Source organism: Mesorhizobium tamadayense, assembly GCF_003863365.1.
GTDB classification, from domain to species: Bacteria; Pseudomonadota; Alphaproteobacteria; order Rhizobiales; family Rhizobiaceae; genus Mesorhizobium; species Mesorhizobium tamadayense.
This window is the reverse complement of record NZ_RQXT01000001.1, coordinates 253317-276184: the sequence shown is the minus strand read 5'-3', so window position 1 is coordinate 276184 and position 22868 is coordinate 253317. Positions and strand designations below refer to the sequence as shown.

At 64.7% G+C, this 22868-nt stretch carries 27 protein-coding genes; 17 read left to right on the top strand and 10 right to left on the bottom strand.

What is annotated here, in order from left to right; genetic code table 11:
* Nucleotides 1–6: 6 nt before the first annotated feature.
* The 4 genes from EH240_RS01435 to EH240_RS01420 form a co-directional block, all read right to left on the bottom strand.
* On the bottom strand, nt 7–819 hold the full coding sequence (locus EH240_RS01435; protein WP_124995627.1) for an ABC transporter permease: 813 nt from the start codon (nt 817–819) through the stop codon (nt 7–9).
* Nucleotides 812–1762, bottom strand: a complete 951-nt coding sequence (locus EH240_RS01430) for an ABC transporter permease (RefSeq protein ID WP_124995626.1) — start codon at nt 1760–1762, stop codon at nt 812–814. The genes EH240_RS01435 and EH240_RS01430 overlap by 8 nt, the downstream gene beginning before the upstream one ends.
* On the bottom strand, nt 1762–2865 hold the full coding sequence (locus EH240_RS01425) for an ABC transporter ATP-binding protein (protein ID WP_124995625.1): 1104 nt from the start codon (nt 2863–2865) through the stop codon (nt 1762–1764). Before EH240_RS01425 ends, EH240_RS01430 begins: the two co-directional genes overlap by 1 nt.
* Before the next feature lie 143 nt (nt 2866–3008).
* Nucleotides 3009–4667: an amidohydrolase gene (locus tag EH240_RS01420; RefSeq protein ID WP_124995686.1), complete on the bottom strand. Its 1659-nt coding sequence runs from the start codon at nt 4665–4667 to the stop codon at nt 3009–3011.
* Between the two features lie 171 nt (nt 4668–4838).
* Here EH240_RS01420 and EH240_RS01415 point away from each other — a divergent pair, with 171 nt between their 5' ends.
* The 3 genes from EH240_RS01415 (at nt 4839) to EH240_RS01405 (ending at nt 7780) form a co-directional block, all read left to right on the top strand.
* A complete protein-coding gene (locus EH240_RS01415) occupies nt 4839–5870 on the top strand; it encodes a histone deacetylase family protein (RefSeq protein WP_124995624.1) in 1032 nt (343 codons plus the stop codon).
* A gap of 432 nt (nt 5871–6302) precedes the next feature.
* The gene (locus tag EH240_RS01410; RefSeq protein ID WP_124995623.1) at nt 6303–7013 is read left to right on the top strand and encodes a helix-turn-helix transcriptional regulator; all 711 of its coding nucleotides are present in this window, start codon (nt 6303–6305) and stop codon (nt 7011–7013) included.
* Entirely contained in the window at nt 7010–7780 is a 771-nt protein-coding gene (locus tag EH240_RS01405) for a response regulator transcription factor (protein WP_124995622.1), read from the top strand. The genes EH240_RS01410 and EH240_RS01405 overlap by 4 nt, the downstream gene beginning before the upstream one ends.
* Nucleotides 7781–7817: 37 nt before the next feature.
* Here EH240_RS01405 and EH240_RS01400 read toward each other — a convergent pair whose 3' ends face one another.
* From EH240_RS01400 to motA, 6 genes are read right to left on the bottom strand one after another with little or no spacing between them, the layout of a single operon-like run.
* Nucleotides 7818–8255 carry a hypothetical protein gene (locus tag EH240_RS01400; RefSeq protein WP_124995621.1) on the bottom strand — a complete coding sequence of 146 codons (438 nt, stop codon included), beginning with the start codon at nt 8253–8255 and terminating at the stop codon, nt 7818–7820.
* A 19-nt stretch (nt 8256–8274) separates the two neighbouring features.
* The gene (gene flhB, locus EH240_RS01395; RefSeq protein ID WP_124995620.1) at nt 8275–9357 is read right to left on the bottom strand and encodes a flagellar biosynthesis protein FlhB; all 1083 of its coding nucleotides are present in this window, start codon (nt 9355–9357) and stop codon (nt 8275–8277) included.
* Nucleotides 9358–9381: 24 nt separating this feature from the next.
* Nucleotides 9382–10398, bottom strand: coding sequence for a flagellar motor switch protein FliG (locus EH240_RS01390; protein ID WP_124995619.1), 1017 nt, complete (start codon nt 10396–10398; stop codon nt 9382–9384).
* 43 nt (nt 10399–10441) lie between these two features.
* Nucleotides 10442–10822, bottom strand: a complete 381-nt coding sequence (gene fliN / locus EH240_RS01385) for a flagellar motor switch protein FliN (RefSeq protein ID WP_124995618.1) — start codon at nt 10820–10822, stop codon at nt 10442–10444.
* Nucleotides 10823–10852: 30 nt separating this feature from the next.
* Complete coding sequence (locus EH240_RS01380; RefSeq protein ID WP_124995617.1) at nt 10853–11788, bottom strand: FliM/FliN family flagellar motor switch protein; 936 nt, start codon at nt 11786–11788, stop codon at nt 10853–10855.
* Nucleotides 11789–11822: 34 nt separating this feature from the next.
* Entirely contained in the window at nt 11823–12698 is an 876-nt protein-coding gene (gene motA, locus EH240_RS01375) for a flagellar motor stator protein MotA (protein WP_124995616.1), read from the bottom strand.
* Nucleotides 12699–12844: 146 nt separating this feature from the next.
* Between motA and EH240_RS01370 the strand changes: the two genes are divergently transcribed.
* The 14 genes from EH240_RS01370 (at nt 12845) to fliP (ending at nt 22762) form a co-directional block, all read left to right on the top strand.
* On the top strand, nt 12845–13621 hold the full coding sequence (locus tag EH240_RS01370) for a DUF1217 domain-containing protein (protein ID WP_124995615.1): 777 nt from the start codon (nt 12845–12847) through the stop codon (nt 13619–13621).
* Nucleotides 13622–13628: 7 nt separating this feature from the next.
* Nucleotides 13629–14351, top strand: a complete 723-nt coding sequence (gene flgF, locus EH240_RS01365) for a flagellar basal-body rod protein FlgF (RefSeq protein ID WP_124995614.1) — start codon at nt 13629–13631, stop codon at nt 14349–14351.
* Between the two features lie 58 nt (nt 14352–14409).
* The gene (gene fliI, locus EH240_RS01360; RefSeq protein WP_425374760.1) at nt 14410–15774 is read left to right on the top strand and encodes a flagellar protein export ATPase FliI; all 1365 of its coding nucleotides are present in this window, start codon (nt 14410–14412) and stop codon (nt 15772–15774) included.
* On the top strand, nt 15755–16414 hold the full coding sequence (locus tag EH240_RS01355; protein ID WP_124995612.1) for a hypothetical protein: 660 nt from the start codon (nt 15755–15757) through the stop codon (nt 16412–16414). The genes fliI and EH240_RS01355 overlap by 20 nt, the downstream gene beginning before the upstream one ends.
* Nucleotides 16415–16504: 90 nt before the next feature.
* A complete protein-coding gene (flgB, locus tag EH240_RS01350) occupies nt 16505–16885 on the top strand; it encodes a flagellar basal body rod protein FlgB (RefSeq protein WP_124995611.1) in 381 nt (126 codons plus the stop codon).
* A 2-nt stretch (nt 16886–16887) separates the two neighbouring features.
* Complete coding sequence (gene flgC, locus EH240_RS01345; RefSeq protein WP_124995610.1) at nt 16888–17307, top strand: flagellar basal body rod protein FlgC; 420 nt, start codon at nt 16888–16890, stop codon at nt 17305–17307.
* Nucleotides 17304–17633 carry a flagellar hook-basal body complex protein FliE gene (gene fliE, locus EH240_RS01340; protein ID WP_124995609.1) on the top strand — a complete coding sequence of 110 codons (330 nt, stop codon included), beginning with the start codon at nt 17304–17306 and terminating at the stop codon, nt 17631–17633. The genes flgC and fliE overlap by 4 nt, the downstream gene beginning before the upstream one ends.
* Before the next feature lie 9 nt (nt 17634–17642).
* Nucleotides 17643–18431 carry a flagellar basal-body rod protein FlgG gene (flgG, locus tag EH240_RS01335; RefSeq protein ID WP_124995608.1) on the top strand — a complete coding sequence of 263 codons (789 nt, stop codon included), beginning with the start codon at nt 17643–17645 and terminating at the stop codon, nt 18429–18431.
* A gap of 6 nt (nt 18432–18437) precedes the next feature.
* Complete coding sequence (gene flgA, locus EH240_RS01330) at nt 18438–18968, top strand: flagellar basal body P-ring formation chaperone FlgA (RefSeq protein ID WP_124995607.1); 531 nt, start codon at nt 18438–18440, stop codon at nt 18966–18968.
* Nucleotides 18965–20206 (top strand): flagellar basal body P-ring protein FlgI, encoded by a 1242-nt coding sequence (locus EH240_RS01325; RefSeq protein ID WP_124995606.1) that lies wholly within the window; start codon nt 18965–18967, stop codon nt 20204–20206. The genes flgA and EH240_RS01325 overlap by 4 nt, the downstream gene beginning before the upstream one ends.
* An 80-nt stretch (nt 20207–20286) precedes the next feature.
* The gene (locus EH240_RS01320) at nt 20287–20820 is read left to right on the top strand and encodes a MotE family protein (protein ID WP_124995605.1); all 534 of its coding nucleotides are present in this window, start codon (nt 20287–20289) and stop codon (nt 20818–20820) included.
* Nucleotides 20817–21521 carry a flagellar basal body L-ring protein FlgH gene (gene flgH / locus EH240_RS01315; RefSeq protein ID WP_124995604.1) on the top strand — a complete coding sequence of 235 codons (705 nt, stop codon included), beginning with the start codon at nt 20817–20819 and terminating at the stop codon, nt 21519–21521. The genes EH240_RS01320 and flgH overlap by 4 nt, the downstream gene beginning before the upstream one ends.
* 18 nt (nt 21522–21539) lie before the next feature.
* Complete coding sequence (locus tag EH240_RS01310) at nt 21540–22034, top strand: flagellar basal body-associated FliL family protein (protein WP_124995603.1); 495 nt, start codon at nt 21540–21542, stop codon at nt 22032–22034.
* Nucleotides 22031–22762, top strand: a complete 732-nt coding sequence (gene fliP / locus EH240_RS01305; RefSeq protein ID WP_124995602.1) for a flagellar type III secretion system pore protein FliP — start codon at nt 22031–22033, stop codon at nt 22760–22762. The genes EH240_RS01310 and fliP overlap by 4 nt, the downstream gene beginning before the upstream one ends.
* Nucleotides 22763–22868: the final 106 nt, after the last annotated feature.

Below are 22868 nucleotides of genomic sequence, written 5' to 3'. Positions count from 1 at the left end.
CACGGGTCACTTGGCGCGTTGGCGCGCGATCAGGAACGAGACCGAGACGAACAGGATCGACACCAGAAGCAGGATGGTGGAGATGGCATTGATCTCCGGCGTCATCGGCCGCCTGATCTGGTTCCAGATGTAGAGGGGCAAAGTCGTCTGGCCGGGGCCGGCGACGAGCTGGGTGATGGTGAAATCGTCGAAGGAGACGATGAAGGCGAGTGCTGCGCCCGACATGATGCCAGGAACCAGCAAGGGCAGCGTTATGCGCCTGAAGGCGTTCCATGGCGTCGCATAAAGGTCGGCCGCGGCATATTCCAGCGTCAGGTCCATGTCCTCCAGTCGCGCCCGGATCGGCATATAGGCGAAGGGAATGCAGAACACCGTGTGGGCGAGGATCAGGTTGCCGATGCCGAAGTTGAGCCCGAACATGCCGGCGATCAGGGCGAAGAAGGAGAGCGTCGCCACCGCTGTGATGATCTCCGGCACCATCAGCGGCAGGTTGATGACCATGAACGCCGCCGAAAGTCCGCGCCACGGCTTCACCCTGGTCATGCCGATAGCCGCAAGCGTCGCGCAGATGGTCGAGACGATCGTCGCGGTCACCGAGATGATCAGCGTGTTCCGGGCCGCGTTGTGGAACTCCGCGTTGCGCAGCGCGCTGCCGTACCAGCCAAGCGTGACGCCTTCCCAATGCGTGACCAGCGAGCCGCTGTTCAGCGAGAAGATCATCAGGATCAGCACCGGCACGTAGAGCACCAGCAGGCAAATGATAGCGATCGAACGAAAGCCCGGCTGGTCCTTGATGTCGATGGTGCGGGGTTCAGCCATGCTGCATCTTCCCCGATGTGTTGCGGACGTAGAAGAAGAGCGCCACCAGTACCGCGGCCATCAGGATCAGCGCCTGAGCGCAGCCGAGCGGCCAGTTGCGCCCGGACCCGAACTGCTGCGCGATGAGGTCGCCGATCATCAGGTGGACGCCGCCGCCCAGGATCAGCGGCGTGACATAGGCACCGAGCGCCGGGATGAAGACCAGCAGGCAGCCGGCGATGATGCCGGGCTTGGACAGCGGAATGATCACCCGCCACAGCACCTGGCGCCGCGTCGCGTAGAGATCGTAACCTGCCTCGATCAGCCGGAAGTCGAGCTTCTCCAGGCTGGAATAAAGCGGCAGCACCATGAACGGCAGGAAGGCGTAGAGCAGGCCGAGTTGGATGGCGAAATTGGTGTAGAGCATGGTGATCGGCTTATCGATCACGCCGAGCGCCAGCAGCGCGTTGTTGATCAGCCCCTCGTCGCGGATGATGAACATGATCGCCAGGGTGCGCACCAACAGGTTCGACCAGAATGGAATGGTGATCAGCAGCACCCACCAATTGCGCTGCGCCGGCGGCCGGGTCGCCATGAAATAGGCGGTCGGGAAGCCGAGCAGCAGGCAGATCACCGTCGTCACCACCGCGAACAGGAACGAGCGCAGGTAGATGATCAGGAAATCCGGCGTGAACTGCAGCGTGTCGTCGAAAATGTCGCGCTGGAACAGGAAGTTGAGATAGGCGTCGGTCGAGAACTGCCACTGCACGCCGCCATAGGGCGCCGCGACGAGGAACGAATAGACGCAGATGATTAAAAGCGGCAGCACGCCGAAGATGCCGATGATGATCAGCGCCGGCAGCGACAGCAGGCGGTTGCGCCGCGCGCCGGCTTTCACCGCCCGAGCTTCGAACGACGCGGCGTTGGAAAGCGTGGCTGGTGGGGAGAGCGTGGCCGTCGTCATCAGTCTTTCAGGACGCGCGCGGCGTCCTCCTCGAACTGGATGCCGACCTTGGCGCCGGTCTCGTAGGTGACCGGGCTCGAACGGGTGTTCTGGTGGCGCACGATGAAGTTCTCGCCGCCGCCGTCGAGCTTCACGTGGTAGTGCGTATCGGTGCCGAAATAGACGATGTTCGAAAGCGTTCCCGTGATCGTGCCCTTGGCTGGGTCGGGCACCAGGTCGGCGTGCTCGGGACGCACGACAAGCGTGACCTCCCCTGTCGGATCGAAGCCTTCCGGGTAGCCAGCACCGATCGTTGCGTCGCTGGCGAATTTGACCGTCGCCACGCCGGACTTCTTCGACACCACCGTGCCAGCCAAGAAATTCGTCTCGCCGATGAAGTCGGCGACGAAGCGCTCGGCCGGCCGGTCGTAGATGTCGCGCGGCGAGCCGACCTGCAGGATCTTGCCGGCCGACATCACCGCGATGCGGTCGGACATGGTCAGCGCTTCTTCCTGGTCGTGGGTGACGAAGATGAAGGTGATGCCGGTCTCGTGCTGCAGGCGCTTCAGTTCGATCTGCATCTCCTTGCGCAGCTTGTAGTCGAGCGCCGACAGCGGCTCGTCGAGCAGAAGCACCTTCGGCTGCGGCGCCAGCGCCCGGGCGAGCGCCACGCGCTGCTGCTGGCCGCCGGAGATCTGGCTGGTGCGGCGCGCCTTGAGCGCTTCCATCTTGACCAGCTTCAGCATCTGGGCGACGCGCGCTTCAATCTCCGCCTTCGGCGTGCCGAGCATCTCCAGCCCGAAGCCGATATTCTGCGCCACCGTCATGTGCGGGAAGAGCGCGTAGCTCTGGAAGACGGTGTTGACCGGACGCTTGAAGGGCGGCAGCGGGGCGATGTCCTGGCCATGCAGTAGGATTTCGCCGGCGCTTGGGAAATCGAAGCCGGCAATCAATCTCAGCAGCGTCGTCTTTCCGCATCCCGACGGGCCGAGCAGGGTGAAAAACTCGTTCTCGCGGATCGACACCGACACCGTGTCGAGAGCGGCTACCTGATTTTCACCGGTTCCAAATACCTTGCGTACACCGCGAACTTCGATCGCGCTCTTACCCGGTTGTTCCGGCACGATTACCCCATTGAGAGAGCCTGCTCTTGGCGGCAGGTTTGTTCCTATTTGATTGTCACCATAAGCCGGTCGGCTTGGCAACTGCGGAGCTGTGACTCGATTTTTAAAAGCAATACCCATGCCACCCTCAGGCCTGGCAATCCTTAGGCTTGGTAAGTGATCTTTCCGCCACAGATGGTGGTCACCGGCCGCACCGTGTGCAGCGCTTCCGGCGCCGTGTTCTCGATATCGGCAGACAAAACGACGATATCGGCGAGGTATCCGGTCTTCAGGCGACCCTTGCGATGCTCCATGAACTCGGCATAGGCGCCTTCGACCGTGTAGCCGGCAATCGATTCATGGAGCGAGAAGCTCTGGTCCGGCAGGCCTTCTGCCCAAGGTTTGCGCATCACTGCCGCCTGAATGCCCAGGATCGGGTCAACCGGCGAGACCGGCCAGTCGGACGCGAAGACGACCCGAGCGCCGGCATCTTTGAGCGTGCGCCAGGCATAGCTCAGCAGCCACTTGTCGCGACCGATGCGCGAGATCGTCGGCTCCAGCGGGAAATTCATAGCGCCCGGCGGATGCGGCGGCTGCATCGACGCGAGCACGCCAAGCTCGGCAAACCTCGGCACGTCGGACGGCGTGGTCACCTCGATGTGCTCGATGCGGTGGCGGCTGTCGCGCCTGCCGTTCTTCTTCAGCGCCGCCTGATAGCCGTCGAGCACCGCGCGCACGGCGCCGTCGCCGATCGAATGCACGGCGATCTGCAGCCCGCGCCGGTCGGCTTCGACCGCCACTTCGGCGAAATGCTCGGGCGAAAAAAGCGGCTCGCCGCGCCAGCCCGGCCGGTCGGCATAGTCGTCGACCATCACCGCGGTCCAGGAATCCAGCACGCCGTCATAGAAGACCTTGACCATGCCCGACGACAGCCACTCGGAATTGTAGGCCGCCGCCATGCGCGAGGCTTTTTCCAGCATGTCCAACTTCATGAAATTCTTGAAGTGGAACGGTATCTTGGTGCGGCAGAGGAGCCGTCCTTCCTCTTGCAGCCCGGCGAGCAGCTCGAGCTGGTAGAGGTTGCCGTCCATGTTGTGGATCGAGGTGATGCCGTGCTTGGCGCACCACTGAAGCCCGCGATGCATGAGGTCGCGGTCGGCGGCAAGCTCTTCTGCTGACGGATAGGGCTCCGGCTCGCCGCCAGTCAGCCCGAGCCGCGTCCGGTTGGCCCCAAAATGTTCGAGGATCGGGCCGAATGCCTCGCCCTCGCGCAGCTCGCCCGCGGCAAGCCCGTCCGCGCCCATGACGACCTCGTTGCCCGGTCCCACTTGCTTTCCATCGAGCAAGCCGGCCTCTTCCAGCGCCTTGGTGTTCGCCCACATCGTGTGATGGTCGGAAGCCGACATGGCGAAGGGCCTGTCGGGGATGATGCGGTCGAGGTGATGGCGCGTCACCGACTCGGGCAGGATCGCATAGTCGACGCCGGCGCCGATCAGCAGCCTGGCGTTTGGACGTTTCGCGGCGAACCCCTGGATCGCGTCGCGCAGCGCCTCGAAACCGTGCACGCCGGCCAGATGCAGGTTGTCGAGCTCGGCCGCGCCGCCGAACAGATGCATGTGCGCTTCGATGAAGCCCGGCAAGACCGAGCCGCCCTGGGCATCGATGACGCGGGTGGCAGAACTCTTGTGCTCGCGAACGCTATCGCGATCTGCGATCGCAATTATCTGATCGCCCTTCATGGCAATGGCCTGAGCTGTGGGGATGTCTGGATCCATCGTCAAAATGCTGGCATTCTCGACGATCAGATCGGCCGTTTGCGGCATCATTTTCTCCCATTTGCGCCTAGGCTAGCAGAGTATTGGCGTCTGGCAAGCCGTCCCGTGCGGGCCTCAGCGAACAATTTGCAATGCCTCTTGGCGGCGCCGAAACTCTCTGCCACAAAGCTGTTTTAGACCCGCGTAGACTTGAACCCGAAGAGCGAGCCAACTCCCAAAATGAAGACAGTTTTTTCTCCTCTCCATGCCGGTCATGCCGGGCAGATGGAACTGGTCACGTCGGCGATTGTGCCCGGTTTCGAGAAGCCGTCGCGGGCCGAATTCATCAAGGCAAGGGTGGAGAGCGAGAAGCTTGGGCCGATCGTCGGGCCGGTCGAGCACGACCTCGCCGCCGCCAAGCGCGTGCATGAAGCGCGCTATATCGATTTCCTGCCGACCGTGTGGCGGGAATGGGTCGCCGCCGGCTTCAAGGGCTCGGCCATGGGCTTCACCTGGCCGACGCGCGGGTTGCGCGGCGACGTGCCGCCGAAGCGCATCGACGCCCTGCTCGGCTATTACTCCTTCGACGCCGGCGCCACCTTCGTCGAAGGCACATGGAAAGCGATCAAGTCCTCTTACGACGTCGCGCTGACGGCGGCCGCCCTGGTCAAGGGCGGCGAGCGGACCGCCTTCGCGCTCTGCCGCCCGCCCGGCCACCACGCGGGCGCCGCCTTCATGGGCGGCTACTGCTTCATCAACAACGCCGCCGTCGTCGCGCAATGGTTCCGCGACCAGGGCGCAAGCCGTGTCTCCATCCTCGATGTCGATTACCACCACGGCAATGGCACCCAGGAGATCTTCTATCGCCGCGGCGACGTCCAGGTGCTCAACCTGCATGGCGATCCGATGGTCGAATATCCCTTCTTCCTCGGCCATGCCGACGAGCGCGGCGAAGGCGAGGGCGAAGGCTTCAACATCAACTATCCGATGCCCTTCGGCACCGACTGGGACGGCTGGAACGTATCGCTGGAGGACGCCTGCGCCAAGCTTGCGGCCTACGCGCCCGAAATTGTCGTGGTGTCGCTCGGCGTCGACACCTTCGAGAAGGATCCGATCAGCCAGTTCAAGCTGAAGAGCGAGGACTACCCCAAGATCGGCCGCCGCATCGCCAAGCTCGGCCTGCCGACGCTATTCGTCATGGAAGGCGGCTACGCGGTGGAGGAGATCGGCATCAACGCCGTCGGCGTGCTGACGGGGTTCGAGGAACGCTGAGCCGCCGATCGAAAGAACAACGCCCTCGGATGCAACCGGAGGCGTATTTTCTTGCGACCCTGCCGGGAGATCATCGGCTCAATTCAAGCCTGCAATCGCAGCCAGGTAACGCGAGGCGCGGCCGCTGAGTCGCAACACGAGTCCACCGGATTCGATTTTGTCAAATCGCGTTTGATGTCGGATTCATCTGCGGGTAGATTAGACCCGAATCAGCCGGTCCACGGGGGGCGCGGCGATCATCCAAAGTCTCAAGTTCCGGCATACGGCCGGTACCTGACGCGGAAGGCTTCGCGTTCCCTGCAAGGATTCGGCTCGATTGGGGCGCTGTGCGCGCCCGTGAGTGTGTCTTCGTGAACGTGACGCGTTTCGGGTCCGAGCGCTGGCCAAAGGCCAGCACCGGGCACAAGGATCGATTCCGGCCAGAATATCAAAATGAGCAGTCCCGCCGCGCTTCTTCAATCCGACGCTTCAGGCTCGCGCCTGGCGTCCCGCGGCGATCTCACCAGCTTCTTCATGCAGCTTGCCGCCGACATCGGCGCCGACAGCTACATGCTGGTCGCCATCGTGCACGACCAGGACCGCAACGACGCGCGCATCGTGTCGTCGAACTGGATTTTCGACGCCATCGAGTTGATCGGCAAAAGGCTGATCGCCAATCTTGCGCTGGGACCGTTGACGGCAGCACCCGGCGTGCGACCCCGGCCATTGGTCGCCGCCCACGCGCCCAATGCCGGCGCGCTGCTGAGCGGCGAGGAAGCCCGGCTGCTCGATGTGCTCGGCCATGCCGAAATCTATTCGCTCAGGCTCAATGTCGGCCGCCAGCGCCTTTTTGTGCTGTTTTCCGCCGCCGAGCCCGGCAAGATCGACCTCACGGCCCTGATGAAGGCGCAGCTGAAATGCTGCTACGCGCTGTCCAGCATCCCGCAATTGATCGCCGAGGCATCCATGCAGGACCCGTTGTCGGACCGCGAGCGCGAATGCCTGTTCTGGGTTTCGGAAGGCAAGACCACCGACGAAGTGGCGCTCATCCTTGGCGTCTCGTCGAACACCGTCAACAGCTACATCACGCATGCCATCCAGAAATTCGCGGCCAGCAACCGCGCGATGGCGATTGCGACCGCGATCAGGAGCGGCATCATTTGACGCACGCACAAGTCAGAGAGACCGCGGCCGCCCTTTTCGACGATCAGCGCAATCCGTTCGGCGCCTTCTCGCTCGGATCGGAGACGCATCATGCGGTGACCATCCCGGACGCCGTGCTCCGTTGCCGCTGGATTGCCGTCGACATCAACGCTTCCGGCTTCGGGTTGTTCTTCGTCAGCCCTTCGCTGGAGCGCGCGCGCCTGGTCGCCTGCTTCGATTCCGACTATCCGTCAACCGCCGTCGCGACCAAATTCATGTCGGGCGCCAGCGGCGAGGAGATGGTGCGCCACAGCCGCATCTCGACGACGCCGCGCTGGTGGGCCGATGACGGCATGGCCGGCTCGCGGCAGGCGATGGAGAACCTAGCATGGTCCGAACGGACCGCGCCGCTGGCGCCCGGCACCAACGGCATCGCCTTTCCGGTGCATGCTGAGCGCGGCCAATGTGGGCTCGTCGTCTTCCTGGGCTCGGACATCACGCTGTCGGACGACACGCTCTGCGAAATCCACGCGCGCTGCTTCGCGCTGTTCGCGGCGGTCGCCCGCATCCGTCCAGGCGAAACCGGCAGGACGCGCGCGATCTCCAAGCGCGAGCTCGAATGCCTGAAGCTGACCGCCAACGGCAACACCAGCGAAGAGATAGCGAAACTGCTGAAATTGTCGGTGCACACCGCCAACCAGTATCTCACCCAGTCGACCCAGAAGCTCAACGCGGTCAACCGCAACCAGGCGGTGGCCAAGGCGCTGCGTCTCGGCCTGATCGAGTAGCTCGCTCAGGCTGAGACGTCGACAGTCTCAAAAATCGTCAGGGATAGGCGAGCGGCTCGGTCTTGCGGATGCGCGCCTGATCGATTGCGTCCACGAGCAGAGCGGTGTTGTGCTCCGGCGTCTCGCCCGGCTTTTCGAAAGACACGTAGTTGACGACCACGGACGCCCCGCGCTCGGTCAGCGTCAGCTGGAAGTAGACGGTGACGCCGCGCGGCCGAAGCTCGATATCCAGCACGATGCGCGGGCTGCCGCTCCAGTCGACATGCGCTTCGCCGCCATGGCCAAGCCTGAGCGTGCCCGGCTGGAAGTAGAGTTCCGCGGCCGAGTCCACCAGGTCCGACAGGCAGGCGAAATGCTCCAGCCGGATGAAGGCGATGTAGTCGGCGACCTCGATCAGGCGCAGCTCACCCACCACCTCCTGGATGGCGCCGGCGACGATCTGCTCGCGTGAATTGGCGTGTGGCTGCCGGTTCATGGGTAAGAGCGTCGTCCGTTCATTGGGTTGCTCTGCGCTCGGCCTTCTTCGAGTAGACGATCCGCACCAGCTCGGCGACGGCCTGGTAGAATTGCGACGGGATCACGCTATCAACCGAAACTTGCTTGTACATGGAGCGGGCAAGCGCCACGTCCTCGAAGATCGGAATGTTGTGCTCCCTGGCGATCTCGCGGATCTTCAGCGCCACCAGATCCTGGCCCTTGGCGAGCACCAGCGGAGCGGAGTCCTCTTCGCGAACATATTTCAGCGCGATGGAATAGTGCGTCGGATTGGCGATGATGAGCGTCGCGCGCGGCACCGCCGTCATCATGCGCCGCCGCGCCCGGTCGCGCGCCAGCGAGCGCAGGCGCGACTTGATGATCGGATCGCCTTCCGACTGCTTCATCTCGTCCTTCACTTCCTGCTTGGTCATGCGCAGGTCGCGCCGCCAGTGGAAGCGAGACCAGACGATGTCGGCGACCGCGATCAGCCCCATGACGAAGACGATCGCCACCAGTATGTCGACGAAGATGCTGCGGATGACCATGCCGAACGCCACCGGATTGGTGATCATGCCGGCGAGCAGCCTGCGGTGATCCTCCGACAGGGTGAAGGTGAGCACGGCGATGGCAAAGGCAAGCTTGGCCAGCGACTTGGCGAATTCGACAAAGCCCTGCACGCCGAACAGGCGGCTCCAGCCCTTGGCGATCGAGATACGCGACAGTTGCGGCCTGATCCGCTCGCCGACGAATTGCGGCATGTTCTGGAAAACCGAGGCACCGACGCCGGCGACCACCAGGAGCACCAGCAGGCTGACGAGGGCGCGGCCGGCTTCGAACAGGACGGTCTTGTAGAGCTCGATGACGTCGGTCTCGGTGTCCATCGGCCAGGCTTCGGGCTTTTCCAGGAACATAGACAGGAACATGCCGAGGTCGACGATGGCGTCCTTGGCATAGAAGACGGTGAAGACCAGTATGGCGAGGAAGGAAGCGAAGATGGCGGTCTCGCGCGAGTGAGGCAGCTTGCCCTGCTCGATCGTGTCGCGGATTTTCTTTTCTGTGGCTTCCTCGGTTTTGGAATCCTTGTCGACCGCCTCAGCCATAGTGCTCTGACCGGATCGCTATCGTCAGGCGGCTTCGGCGGCGGTCTGCGTCGAGGGAAGCTCGAATGCTCCCTGGCGCGACAGCCGGATGGTCGCCACGGCGATCGTCTTGCGCGCCGCCATGATGTCGGCCAGCGCGATGCCTTCCGATCCCTGTCCGAGCTCGGCTTCGATCATGCGGCGCGAGCGTGCGCCGATCGCCGACAGCACGGATTCGGTAAGCTCCGCCGGCGCGCCGCGCAGCGCCAGCGTGACGAGCTCGGTCGACAGCCCGTCGAACAGAAGCACGCGCGCCTTCTGGGCGAGCAGCGGCAGGTCGTCGAAGGCAAACAGTCGCGACTTGACGCCCGCGAGGTCGGGCGTGCCGGCCTGCTCCAGATCCTGCATCAGCTCGTCGAGCTCGGGCTTTGCCATTTCGTTGAGCACGCTGGCGACGCGCTCCTGGCCGACCGACGTGTCCCTGGTCGTTTTTTGCGAAAGCACGCTGGCGCGCAACTGGTTCTCGACGATCCTGGCTGCCGCGTCCGGGATGTTGGCCATCGTCACCATGCGCTTGATGATCTGGCTGCGTATCGGCTTTTCCATCGTCAGCAGCACGTTGGCCGCGGTCTGCGGCGCGAGCTTCGACAGCACCATGGCGGACGTCTGCGGGTGCTCGCCGGCGAGGAAGGTGCCAAGACGCGCAGGCTCGACCTTTTCGAGATCCGGCCAGATCGGCGGCGGTCCCTCGGGGGCGGGCTCGAATTTCTTCTCGCCCATGATGGCGCTCATCTCCTCGGGCGACAGCGATTCATTGAGGATCGTGTCCATCCGGTCGGCCGAATCGAGCAGGCCGGCGCCCTCGGTGAACTCGGCCTCGAACTCGGCGACGATGCGCTCCAGGTCGCCCTGCGGAATGGTGCGCAGCAGGCGGGCACCCTCGATCAGCGCCTTCAGTTCTTCCTGCTTGAAGAATTTCAGCAGCCGGCTGGCCGAGGGCTTGCCCATCGCCACCAGTATGGCGGCGGCCTTTTGCGGGCGCGTCAGCGTCAACGACGTCATTGGGCCTGGCTCCGCTTCAGGTGAAGGCTTTCGCTGCCCATCCTCAGGCGCTCTTCGTCGCGGCTATGATCTCGGTAAGTCTGATACCGAAGCGCGACGGATCGTGCTCCAGCACCGTGATCTCGCCGCGCGCGATTCTGCGGCCGTTGACCACCACGTCGACCGGCTCGCCGATGCGCCGGTTGAGCGCCACCGTTGAGCCTTTCTGCAACGCCATCAGCTCCGACACCGGCATTTCTGTGCTGCCGAGGATGATCTGCACATCGACCGGGATCGTCATAATGATCGAGGAATTGGCGCCGGCCTGGAGGGCAGCGTCGGGGCGATTCTCCTCTTCCCGGAGCACGCCGCGCAACTCCTCGATGGCGCGGTCGAGCTGCTCGTCCGGCTGGTCGGCTTCGGGTTCCACCTTGGTCTTTGCCATGCCTCGTCTCCAATAATTCCAAGCCAGGCCTCAGCCCGGCATGAGCCCGTCGATGAAATCCTGCCCGCCATCGTGGGGATGCCGGATGCGGACCGTGTAATTCTGTCCAAGCTTGCCGAACTCGCAGACAAACAGCGTCTTGTCGCGCGCGCTGAGCTTGGCCTGGATCCGCGCGTCCTCCTCGAGCTCGATCACCTGGCCGGGCTGGAAGGCGGCGAGATCGCCAAGCGTCAGCCGGGCGAGCGGCATGGTGGCCTCGAGCCGCACGGCCGAGCGCATCACTTCCTCCGAGAAGCGGGCTCGCCAGTCGAACTCCGTCGTCTGGTCGTCGCCGTGATCGGCGGTGGCGCCGCGCGTCGCCAAAAGGATGCGCTGCGGGACCATCACCGTCACTGTGCCGGTGTCGGTCGGCGTCGAGATGCCATAGATGATGCGAATGGCCGCGCCGTCGCGCAGCACGCGCCGTCTTGCCTCGTTGCCGGACATCGCCCTGGGGACCGGCAGGCGCAGGTCGAGCGCACGCCTTCCCGATCCGTTCAGCGCCACCGCGACGTCCTGGAACACCGTGGTCGCGACGTCGATCTCGATCTGCGACAGGTCACGATCAATCGGCGCCACCGGCTGGTCCGGGTCGCCGCCGAACAGCGCCGAGACCATGACGGCGATCGCCGGCGCGTCCATGACGAGCGTCATGGCGTCCGCCGAGGTCGGCGAGGAAACGACGGTCATGGCGAAGGTCTCGCCGGCGCGCGAGCGTGCCTCCGGAACCCGGCCGACCTCGACCGCCTGCAGATCGACGGTCACCGGCGCGCCAAGCCCGCCGGCAAGCGCCTTCTGCAAGAGCAGCTGCGAGCGTTCGGCCATGCCGCGGCCGACGCCGATCACCTGCGCCGCCTCGCCGCTGTCGCCAACGAGGCGCTCGATGATGAGGGCTCGCGTTTGCGACGGACTGCCCGGACTGGTCATGACGGCAAGCGGTCCCGACTGATATTCCGCATGCTCAGGCCGCCTTCTTCTCGGCGGCGCCCGTGTTCATCGTGCTCTGCTCGACGGCATCGATCGTCGGGCGCTCGTAGGAAGAGATGGTCTTGCGGCCGAACTCGATGGCGACCTGCGGCAAGGCGCCGTTCATATAGGCAAGCAGCGTCTGCTTGACGATGATGTAGAGGCGGTTCTTCTTCTCGCGCACCGTCTTGATCTTGGTGGCGACCGGGCCGACCACGGCATAGGACAGGAAGATGCCGAGGAAGGTGCCGACAAGCGCTGCGCCGATCAGCCCGCCGAGGATTTCCGGCGATTGGTCGAGCGCGCCCATCGCCTTCACCACGCCGAGCACGGCCGCGACGATGCCAAGCGCCGGCAGGCCGTCGCCGACCGCGACCATCGCGTGATAGGCCTTCAGCTTGTCGGTGCGGATGGTCTGGATCTCCTCGTCCATCAGCGCCTCGATCTCATGCGAGCGCGCATTGCCGATGATGATGATGCGGCAGTAGTCGCAGATGAAATGCGTCAGGTCGTGGTTCTTCAGCACCGTCGGGAACGCCTGGAAGATCGCCGACTCCTCCGGATTGTCGATATGCGCCTCGACCTCGCTGCGCGACTTCGAGCGCAGCTCGCGCATCAGGCTGTGCAGGACGCCCAGCGTTTCGAGATAGTCGCGCTCCTTCGGCACGGCCTGCTTGAAGGCTTCCAGAATGCCCTTGCCGGTGTCCTTGACCGTCTTCATCGGATTGGCGACGAGGAAGGTGCCGAGCGCCGCGCCGCAGATGACCACCGCCTCCCACGGCTGCATCAGCACATGCAGATGGCCGCCCATGGCCATGAAGCCGCCGAGAACGCAGCCAAGCGTCACCACAAGTCCGATCAGAATACCCACAACAGGTCCTTCCGCATGTCACATCGTGGATCAGGGATAGTCCTCGTGCCTTGTGTGAGGCTTGAATCGCGATGCGCAAAACCGATTCAGCTTCGCACAAGGAAGCTTCGCTATCGTTCTCGGGACAGCTTCGGCCGGAGGCGCCCATGTTGAACACCTATACGAGCTATCAGCTCATCGCCAAGGACATCCCCAAGGCAATCGACCAGGTCGAGTCGCAGCCCGTCGTGAAGCGCGATACCGACTACTATCTGGCCAATATCGGCAACATCAAAACCATCGACGATTTCGTCAAGGACACCCGGCTGTTCACCTATGCCATGAAGGCATACGGCCTGGGCGACATGGCCTACGCCAAGGCCTTCATGGTCAAGGCGCTGAAGGAAGGCGTCTCCGACCCCGACAGCTTCGCCAATAAGCTCTCCGACAAGCGCTATGCGGAATTCGTCAAGGCATTCAACTTCGCCGCCTATGGCTCGACCGCCACGCTCTTTCCGGCCGCTCAGCAAGGCACCGTCAACAAATACCTGCGCCAGACGCTGGAGGAGAATGCCGGCCAGACCAACCAGGGCGTGCGCCTCGCGCTCTATTTCCAACGCAAGGCGCCTGACATCAGCAACTGGTACGACGTGCTCGCCGACACAGCTCTTTCGAACGTGATCCGCACCGCGCTCGGCCTGCCCGACTCCATCGCCTCCGCCGACATCGACAAGCAGGCGCAGATGTTCGAGCAAAAGCTCGATATCGCCGACTTCAAGGACCCCGAAAAGCTGAACAAGTTCCTGACCCGGTTCACCAGCCTGTGGGAGATCAACAATCCAACCTCCAGTGCCGTGACCTCGGTCAGCGTGCTTTTCGCGCAGCCGACAACGGTCGGCATCTCGACCGATCTGATGATGGCCATGCAGAAACTGAAGTTCTGAGAACACCATGCAGGACAGCCTCTACGTCGCCCTCTCCTCGCAGATTGCGCTCGAGCGCCGTCTCGATACCATCGCCGACAATGTCGCCAACGCCTCGACCATCGGCTTTCGCGCCACCGGCGTGAAATTCGAGGACGTGGTCTCCGGCACCGGACCGAAGTCGGTTTCCTTCGCGTCCTCCGGCAAGACCTATCTTTCCACCGCGCACGGCTCGCTGACCGAAACCGGCAATCCTTTCGACTTCGCCATCCAAGGCGACGCCTGGTTCGCCATCGAGACGCCGGCCGGCACGGTGATGACCCGCGACGGCCGTTTCTCCATGAACGAGAATGGCGAGCTGATGTCGATCGAAGGCTATCCGGTGCTGGACGGCGGCGGCGCGCCGATCCAGCTCGATCCGCGCAACGGCCCGCCAAAGGCCGGCGCCGACGGCTCGCTCAGGCAGAACGACCAGCTCGTGGGCGCTGTCGGCCTCTATGATTTCGACCCGGGCGACAATTTCGTCCGCTATGGCAATTCGGGCATCGTTCCCGCGCGCACCCCGGAACCGGTCACCGACCGCTCCGGCGTCGGTGTCGCGCAGGGGTTCCTGGAAGAATCCAACGTCAATCCGGTGCTGGAGATGACCCGGCTGATCCAGGTGCAGCGCGCCTTCGAGAACACGGCTGCGCTGATCCGGCAGAGTGCTTCGTCCACCGACGACGCGATCAAGACGCTCGGCTCGAAGTAGCGGCATGGCCACCGGCTCGTCCCTGCTCCGCGCGCCCGAGAGGCTTGCCGATTCTCCAATGGATCGACTCGTCGCGCTCGAACGCGTCTGGCGGCGGTTCGACAACCCGGAAACATTGCTGAGCCGCGGCGGCCGCGTCGTCGAGATCTCGCCCACCCACTACAAGGTGCGCGGCCTCTCCGGCATGGCCAGGCTCGGCGATATCGTCGAGCAGCGCGGCAGGGCCGGCACACGCCGCGGCGAGATCGTCAGAATAGGCCGCGACGAGGTCGTGGTCGCGCCGTTCGAGCGCAGCGCCGATGCCGGCATCGGCGATGCCGTGTTCCGGCGCGGTCCGCTCGCGGTCGCGCCGCACGTCTCCTGGCGCGGGCGCGCCATAGACGCCTTGACCCGCGTCATCGACGGCGGTCCGCCGCTGATCAGGCCGAATGCCGCCGACGGCGCGGACGCTCTGACGCCCGGCGCCTTGTCGCGCCAGCGGGTCGGCACCGGCGTCCTGACCGGGGTGCGGGTGATCGACATCTTCACCCCGCTCTGCTTCGGCCAGCGGCTCGGCATCTTCGCCGGTTCCGGCGTCGGCAAGTCGACGCTGCTTGCCATGCTCGCCGGCGCCGAGGCCTTCGACACCGTCGTCGTGGCGCTGATCGGCGAGCGCGGCCGCGAGGTGCGCGAATTCCTCGAGGACACGATCGGCGCCGACAGCATGGCCAAGACCGTCGCCGTCGTCGCCACCAGCGACGAGAGCGCCATGATGCGCCGGCGCGCACCCGACACCGCCATGCGCGTGGCCGAGCATTTCCGCGACCAGGGCCATCGCGTGCTTCTGGTGCTGGATTCGATCACCCGCTTTGCCCATGCGCTGCGCGAGGTGGCGACAGGGACCGGCGAGTCGCCGGTGGCGCGCGGCTACCCGGCATCGGTCTTCACCGATCTGCCGAAGCTGCTCGAAAGGGCCGGACCGGGCGTGGAAGGCCCCGGGGTTGAAGGCAGGGGCTCGATCACCGCCATCATCTCGGTGCTGGTCGATGGCGACGACCATAACGACCCGGTGGCCGATTCGGTGCGCGGCATCCTCGACGGCCATGTCGTGCTCGACCGCACGATCGCCGAGCAGGGGCGCTACCCGCCGGTCAACCCACTGTCGTCGATCTCGCGTCTCGCCGACAAGGCCTGGAGCGCCGAGCAGCGCATGCTGGTGACCAGGCTGAAGGCAATGATCGCGCGCTTCGAGGACACGCGCGATATCCGCCTGCTCGGCGCCTATCAGGGCGGCGCCGACGCCGAGCTCGATGTCGCCGTGCGCCAGGTGCCGCTGATCTACGAAGCGCTCACGCAGTCGCCGAAGGACCGCGCATCGGCCGATCCGTTCGCCGACCTCGCCCGCCATCTCAAGGGGAAGCAGAATGGCGATCAAGGAGACTGATCTGCAGCAGACCGAGCGCATGCTGCGCGAGATGATTGCCGAGGCCAAGGCCGCCGAGGAGGCCGACGCCAGCCGCGACTTGGCTATCAACGGCCTGTTCCCGAAGGTGGAGTGGCCGCAGCCGCCGCGGGCCCAATTCCCGCGCCTGACCAACAGGAAAGCGGACCGGCGCAGCGATTTCGTCGTCGCCGCGCTCGGCATCACGCTCGGGCTGATCTGCGCGCTGTTTCCCTGGTACATCTTCCTCAACCAGGAGCGGTTCGGCGTGCAGGCCATCAAGTTCGGCGGCAGCGGCAGCAATTCCGGACGCGACGGCGGCGGCGTCACGGCCGAACGCGGCGGACCGCTGACGGCCAGGGACGTTCCCAATGCCGACATCGACCTGCTTGCCACCGGAACGGTGCAGGACGAACCGGCGTCTGCGCCGACGCTCGACGAGCAGCCCTTCCCTGCCGCATCGGAATTCAAGATGGTGCATGTCGCCAATGGCCGCGCCATGATCGAGGACGATACCGGTCTGTGGATCGTCCAGCGCGGCTCGGTCCTGCCCGATTCCAGCCGTGTCGCCTCGATCGAGCAGCGCGGCGGGAAATGGGTCGTCGTCACCGACGCCAACAAGGTGATCGAGCTTTCCAGGTGACGACGGTGCCGTGGCGGCCGCGGGCTCGTCCAGCGCAAGGTCCGCGCAAGACTGGCGGCCTAGTCTTGTGCGTACGCGCCGGAGAGTCCCATGGAACCCGTCAACCTCTTTGACCTTGCCACACGGCAGTCGCAATGGCTGGCCGTGCGCCAGTCGGCGATCGCCTCCAACATCGCCAACGCCAACACGCCGGGCTACACGGCAAACGACGTCGAACCGTTCGAAAAGGTTCTCGACCGGACCGCGGTGACGTTGAAGGCCACTGAGGCCGGCCATCTTGGCGCGGAGGCGACCAATGCCGGCTTCAATGTCAAGCCGGAGGAGGCCACGGGCTCGATCATGCCGTCGAAGAACACGGTCGTGCTCGAAGACGAGTTGATGAAGGCCGGTGAAGTGCGCCGCTCCTTCGAGCTCAACACGGCGATCGTCAAGGCCTTCCATTCGATGATGACGATGGTGGTGAAGAGCTGACCATGGACGCGCTGACCGCAGCCCTCAAAGTCGCAGCATCCGGCCTTGGCGCGCAGTCGGAGCGCCTGCGCGTGGTGTCGGAGAACCTCGCCAACGCGCAGTCGACGGGCGACACGCCAGGCGCCGAACCCTATCGGCGCAAGACGATCAGCTTCCAGTCCGAGCTCGACCGCGCATCCGGTGGCTCGCTGGTCGAGGTGAGCTCGATCGCGCGCGACCCGTCGGACTTCCCGATCGAGTTCCAGCCCGGCAACGAGGCCGCAGACGAAAAAGGCTACGTGAAGATGCCCAACGTCAACGTGCTGGTCGAAATGGCGGACATGAGCGAGGCGAACCGCTCCTATGAGGCCAACCTGCAGGTCGTCAAGCAGGCTCGCGATCTGATTTCCATGACCATCGACCTGATGAGGAACCAGCAATGATCGGCGCTATCGGGGCACTACAGTTCAAACCGGCAATCGACGGCGCGGACGCCGCCTCCCCAGGCCTGCTTCAGGGTGGCATCGGGACACGGCCAAGCGAAAGCGTCAGCAGCAGCTTCGCGGAGGCCCTCGGCCAGGCGGCGACCAAGACCGTCAACACGCTGCAGAACGCGGAGCAGATGTCGATCCAGGCGCTCAAAGGCGATGCCGATACCCGCCAGGTGGTCGATGCGGTGCTCAGCGCCCAGCAGGCCCTGCAGACGACCATCGCCATCCGCGACAAGGTCGTCTCGGCCTACCTCGAAATCAGTCGCTTGAGTATTTAGGACCGCGTCATGAAAGCCCTTGCCATCGCCGCCACCGGCATGAATGCCCAGCAGACCAATCTGGAAGTCATCGCCAACAACATCGCCAACATCAACACCACCGGCTACAAGCGGGCGCGGGCCGAATTCTCGGACCTGCTCTATCAGGTCGACCGCACGCAAGGCGTGCCCAACCGCTCGAACACCTCGCTGGTGCCCGAGGGCGTCTCGATCGGCCTCGGCGTTAAGACTACGGCCGTACGCAACGTCCACACGCAGGGCGAGCTGACCAGCACCGGCAACAGCTTCGACCTGGCGCTGACCGGCCGCGGCTGGTTCCAGATCGAGGGCGCCGACGGCGGCACGCTGTACTCGCGCGCCGGCGCCTTCAACACCAATGCCACCGGCCAGTTGGTCACGGTCGACGGCGCCAGCGTCGTTCCGGCGATCACCGTGCCGACCAATGCGGTCGAGGTCATCGTCAACAAGACGGGCCAGGTCTTTGCCCGTATCGACGGCCAGACCGACCTCCAGCTTCTCGGCCAGCTCCAGATAGCCAATTTCGCCAACGAGGCGGGCCTGGCGCCGCTCGGCGACAATCTGTTCCAGGAGACGGCGGCCTCCGGCCCGGCCAATGTCGGCGTTCCAGGCGATCCCGGCTTCGCCACCATCGAGCAGGGCTACCTGGAGTCCTCCAACGTCGATCCGGTCAAGGAAATCACCGAGCTGATCTCGGCGCAGCGCGCCTATGAAATGAACTCCAAGGTCATCCAGGCCGCCGACGACATGGCCTCGGTGGTTTCCAAGAACATCAGGTAACCGACGATGGCTGTGCCGGCCTCCTGCCCTGCTTTCCGCCGCGCCGTGCTGGCCCTTGCGCTGGCGGCCGTCGGCATGCCGGCTCTTGCGCAGGAATCGGCCAACCAGACGCAGTCGGCCAACCAGATCGCCGCCAATCAGGCGGTCGGCGAGGCCGTGCTGATCCCCAACCGGGTCATCTATCCCGGCGAGACCATCGAGCTCGCCGCGCTCAAGCAGGTGACCCTTGTGCCCGGCAAGCACAAGCCGGACGGCATGGCGACGCATTCCGAAGAACTCCAGGGCAAGGTCGCCAAGCGCACGCTTCTGCCCGGCCGCTACATTCCGGTGGCCGCCATCCGCGATGCCTGGCTGGTCGAGCAGGGCGCTTCCGTGCAGGTGTATTTCACCGCCGGCGCGCTGACCATCTCGGCAGCCAGCGTCACGCTGCAGCCGGGCGCTGCCGGCGACCTCATCAAGATCCGCAACGTCGACAGCGGCAAGATCATCTCCGGCACGGTGATGGCCGACGGCACCATTCGGATCAGCGCATCGTGATGCGCGCCTTTGCCCTCCTGCTGAGCGCCGCGATCGGTCTTCAGCCTGCATTCGCCGATGGGCTCACGCCCAAGGCCAAGCGCGAGCTGGCCTTGAAGAATGGCGGCGCCTACGACGACCCCGAATACGATCCGGCCACCACGACGCGCATGTTCCGCGTCTCGACGGGACCGAGCACGCTGCCGCCCGGCCAGGTCGCCGCCCGCATCAAGGACATTGCCCAGCTGCAGAGCGCGCGCGACAACCAGCTCGTCGGCTACGGCCTGGTCATCGGGCTCGCGGGAACCGGCGACAGCCTGCGCAACTCGCCTTTCACCGAACAGTCGATCCGCGCCATGCTGGAAAATCTCGGCATCGCCACCGAAGGCGGCAGCGCCCGCGCCAAGAACGTCGCCGCCGTCATCGTCACCGCCAACATGCCGCCCTTCGTCCAGTCTGGCGCCCGCATCGATATCGACGTCTCCTCGATGGGCGATGCCGCCTCGCTTGCCGGTGGCACGCTGGTGATGACGCCGCTCAAAGCCGCGGACGGCGAGATCTACGCCGTCGGGCAAGGCTCGGTGATCGTGGGCGGTTTCACCGCCAAGGGCCAGGCCGAGGTGCTGACGCAAGGCGTGCCCACCGCCGGCCGCGTGCCGAACGGTGCCATCGTCGAGCGCTCGGTGCCCGCCGAGTTCGACGACCAGGGCGTGCTGACGCTGCAATTGCGCAACCCCGATTTCTCGACCGCCATCCGCATCGCCGACGCCATCAACGATTACACCTCGCAGCGCTTCGGCGTGCGCGTCGCGGCCGAGCGCGATGCCCGCACCGTGCAGATCAGACGGCCGAAGAACGTGTCGGCCGCGCGCTTCTACGCGGAGATCGAAAACCTGGTCGTCGAGTCGGATTCGCCTGCCCGCGTCGTCATCGATGAGCGCACCGGCACCATCGTCATCGGCAACAACGTCAAGATCTCGCGCGTCGCGATCAGCCACGGCACGCTCACCGTGCGCATCACCGAAGCGCCGAAAGTGGTCCAGCCGGAGCCCTTCTCCAGGGGCGAGACCGCGGTCGAACCCTTCACCGCCATCGAAGCAACGCGGCCCGACGCCCGCGTTGCCGTGCTCGACGGCCCCGATCTCGAAACGCTTGTCTCCGGTCTCAACCGTCTCGGCGTGAAGCCAGACGGCATCATCGCCATCCTGCAAGGCATCAAGTCGGCCGGCGCCCTGCAGGCCGACCTGGTTCTCCAATAGGCACGCCGATGATCGAGCTTTTCTCCTCAAGAACGCATCGTCGCCCGGGACTTCATCCTGGCCAGAGACTTCATCTTGGAATGAGCCTCCTCGCCGCTGCCGCAGTCGTTGCGCTGGCGGGCGGCACCGCCAGCCGCGCGGATGAAGTCCGCCAGGTGCTGCCCGGCGGACAGGCGCCGGCTCAGCCGGCCCAGCTCACGCGCGAAAAGGCGCCGGACGAAAGCGAGATCCAGCGCTTCTGCTCCAACATCGCCGATGCGGCTCGCGACCGCCGCTACGCCTTGCAGGCCGAGGAGCTGAAGCAGCTCCAGGCCGGCATCGACCAGCGCATGAAGGCGCTGGAGGACAAGCGGGCCGAGTACGAGCAATGGCTGAAGCGCCGCGAGGTGTTCCTGGCGCGCGCCGAGGACAGCGTGGTCAAGATCTATGCCGGCATGAAGCCCGACGCCGCGGCCGAGCGCCTGGCGATGGTCAATGCCGAGCTCGCGGCGGCCATCCTGATGAAGCTCGATGCGCGCAAGGCCGGCGTCATCCTCAACGAAATGGACCAGAAGGCGGCGGCGGCGCTCACCGGCATCATGGCCAGCGCGGCGCGAAGGGTTGATCCGTCATGAAGTTGAAATTGCTCGTCCTTGTCGCGGCGACGGCACTGTCCGGCTGCGGCACCGACCTCAAGGAGGTCGGCCGGGAGCCTGCGCTCTCGCCGGTCGGTTCCGGCATCGGCAATGACGGAGCTGCGCCCTACAGCTATCCCGAACCGCCGGCGCCGCCGGTGAAGAAGTTCTCGCTGTGGGACGATCGGCAGAGCCGGCTTTTCACCGATCCGCGGGCGCTGCAGGAAGGCGACATCCTGACCGTCAACATCAAGCTCAACGACAAGGCCAATTTCAAGAACCAGAACGACAGGAGCCGCACCGCGGCGCGCAAGCTCGGCTATGACATCGCCCTCGGCTGGGAGGACGCGAGCACCAGCGGCAAGGGCGATGCCGGCTTGAGCTCCAGCACCGAGACCAACGCCGACGGCGAGATCAAGCGCTCCGAAAATCTCGAGCTCAACGTCGCCGCCGTCGTCACCGGAGTGCTGCCCAACGGCAATCTGATGATCAGGGGCTCGCAGGAAGTGCGGGTCAATTACGAGCTTCGGGTCCTCACCATCGCCGGCATGGTACGTCCCTCCGATATCGGCGCCGAAAACACGATCCCCTACGAGCGTATCGCCGAGGCACGTATCTCCTATGGCGGCCGCGGCCGCGTGAGCGAGGTCCAGCAGCCGGCCTACGGCCAGCAGATCCTCGACCAGGTTCTTCCTTTCTAGGTCGGGGAGAGCGCTGTCGTGGCAAATGTCGAGCAGGCACAGCCCAAGAGGGGACCCTCCCTGGTGATCCAACTCGCCGCGCTCCTCGTCATGACGGGCGCAGCCGTCGGCATGGGCTGGGTTTCCGGCGGCTATCTCAAGCAGGGAGAGGCGCCGGCGCCGGTTCCTGCCGCACCGGAGAACGCCGGCAGCCCGGAGAAAACCGTCGACGCCGGCAAGCCGGTTGCCGGACCTGCCGTGGTTCAGCTGGCGCCGATTACGACCAATCTCGCCTCGCCCAGCGAAGTCTGGATAAGACTGGAGGCATCGGTGCTCTATGACGCGCCGCAGCCGCCGGAAATGACCGAGCAGATCCATCAGGACCTTCTCGCATACGTTCGCACGCTGAAGATGCATCAGATCGAAGGCGCCAGCGGCTACCAGCATCTCAAGGCCGATCTCGATGAGCGCGCGGCGCTGCGCAGCGGCGGCCACGCCAAACAGGTTCTCATCAGGACGATGCTGCTCGAATGAGAAAATTCCTCATCGCCACGGCGCTCGTCGTCGTCACAACCTCAATCGCCGCGGCCCAGCAGCTCGATCTCGGCGGCATCGGCAAGGCCGACGGCACCACGGTCGGCTACCTCATCCAGATGTTCGGCCTGCTCACCGTGCTTTCGGTGGCTCCGGGCCTGCTGATCATGGTGACGAGCTTCACCCGCTTCGTCATCGCCTTCTCGATCCTGCGCGCCGGCATCGGCCTGCAGTCGACGCCCGCCAACCTGATCCTGATCTCGCTGTCGCTGTTCATGACCTTCTATGTCATGGCGCCGACCTTCGACCAGGCCTGGAACACGGGCGTCAAGCCGCTGATGGACAATCAGATCACCCAGACAGAGGCCTTCGAGAAGATATCGGATCCGTTCCGCGGCTTCATGCTGCACAATGTGCGCGACAAGGATTTCGACCTCTTTGCCGATCTCGCCCGCGAGCGCGGCCAGACCGTCTCGCGCGAGACCGTCGACCTGCGCATTCTGGTGCCCGCCTTCATGATCTCGGAGATCAGGCGCGGCTTCGAGATCGGTTTTCTAATCGTGCTGCCGTTCCTGGTGATCGACCTCATCGTCGCCACCGTCACCATGGCGATGGGTATGATGATGCTGCCGCCGACGGTGGTTTCCCTGCCGTTCAAGATCCTGTTTTTCGTGTTGATCGACGGCTGGAACCTTCTGGTCGGCAGCCTGGTCCGGTCCTTTACCTGACCGTCCCGCCGGCGACGCGGCAAATGCATCGCTCCAGTTTCGTCCAATATATTTTCGATTAACCGTCCAGTTTAGCCGTTTGGTAGGAAGTTGCCCGCCATAGTCC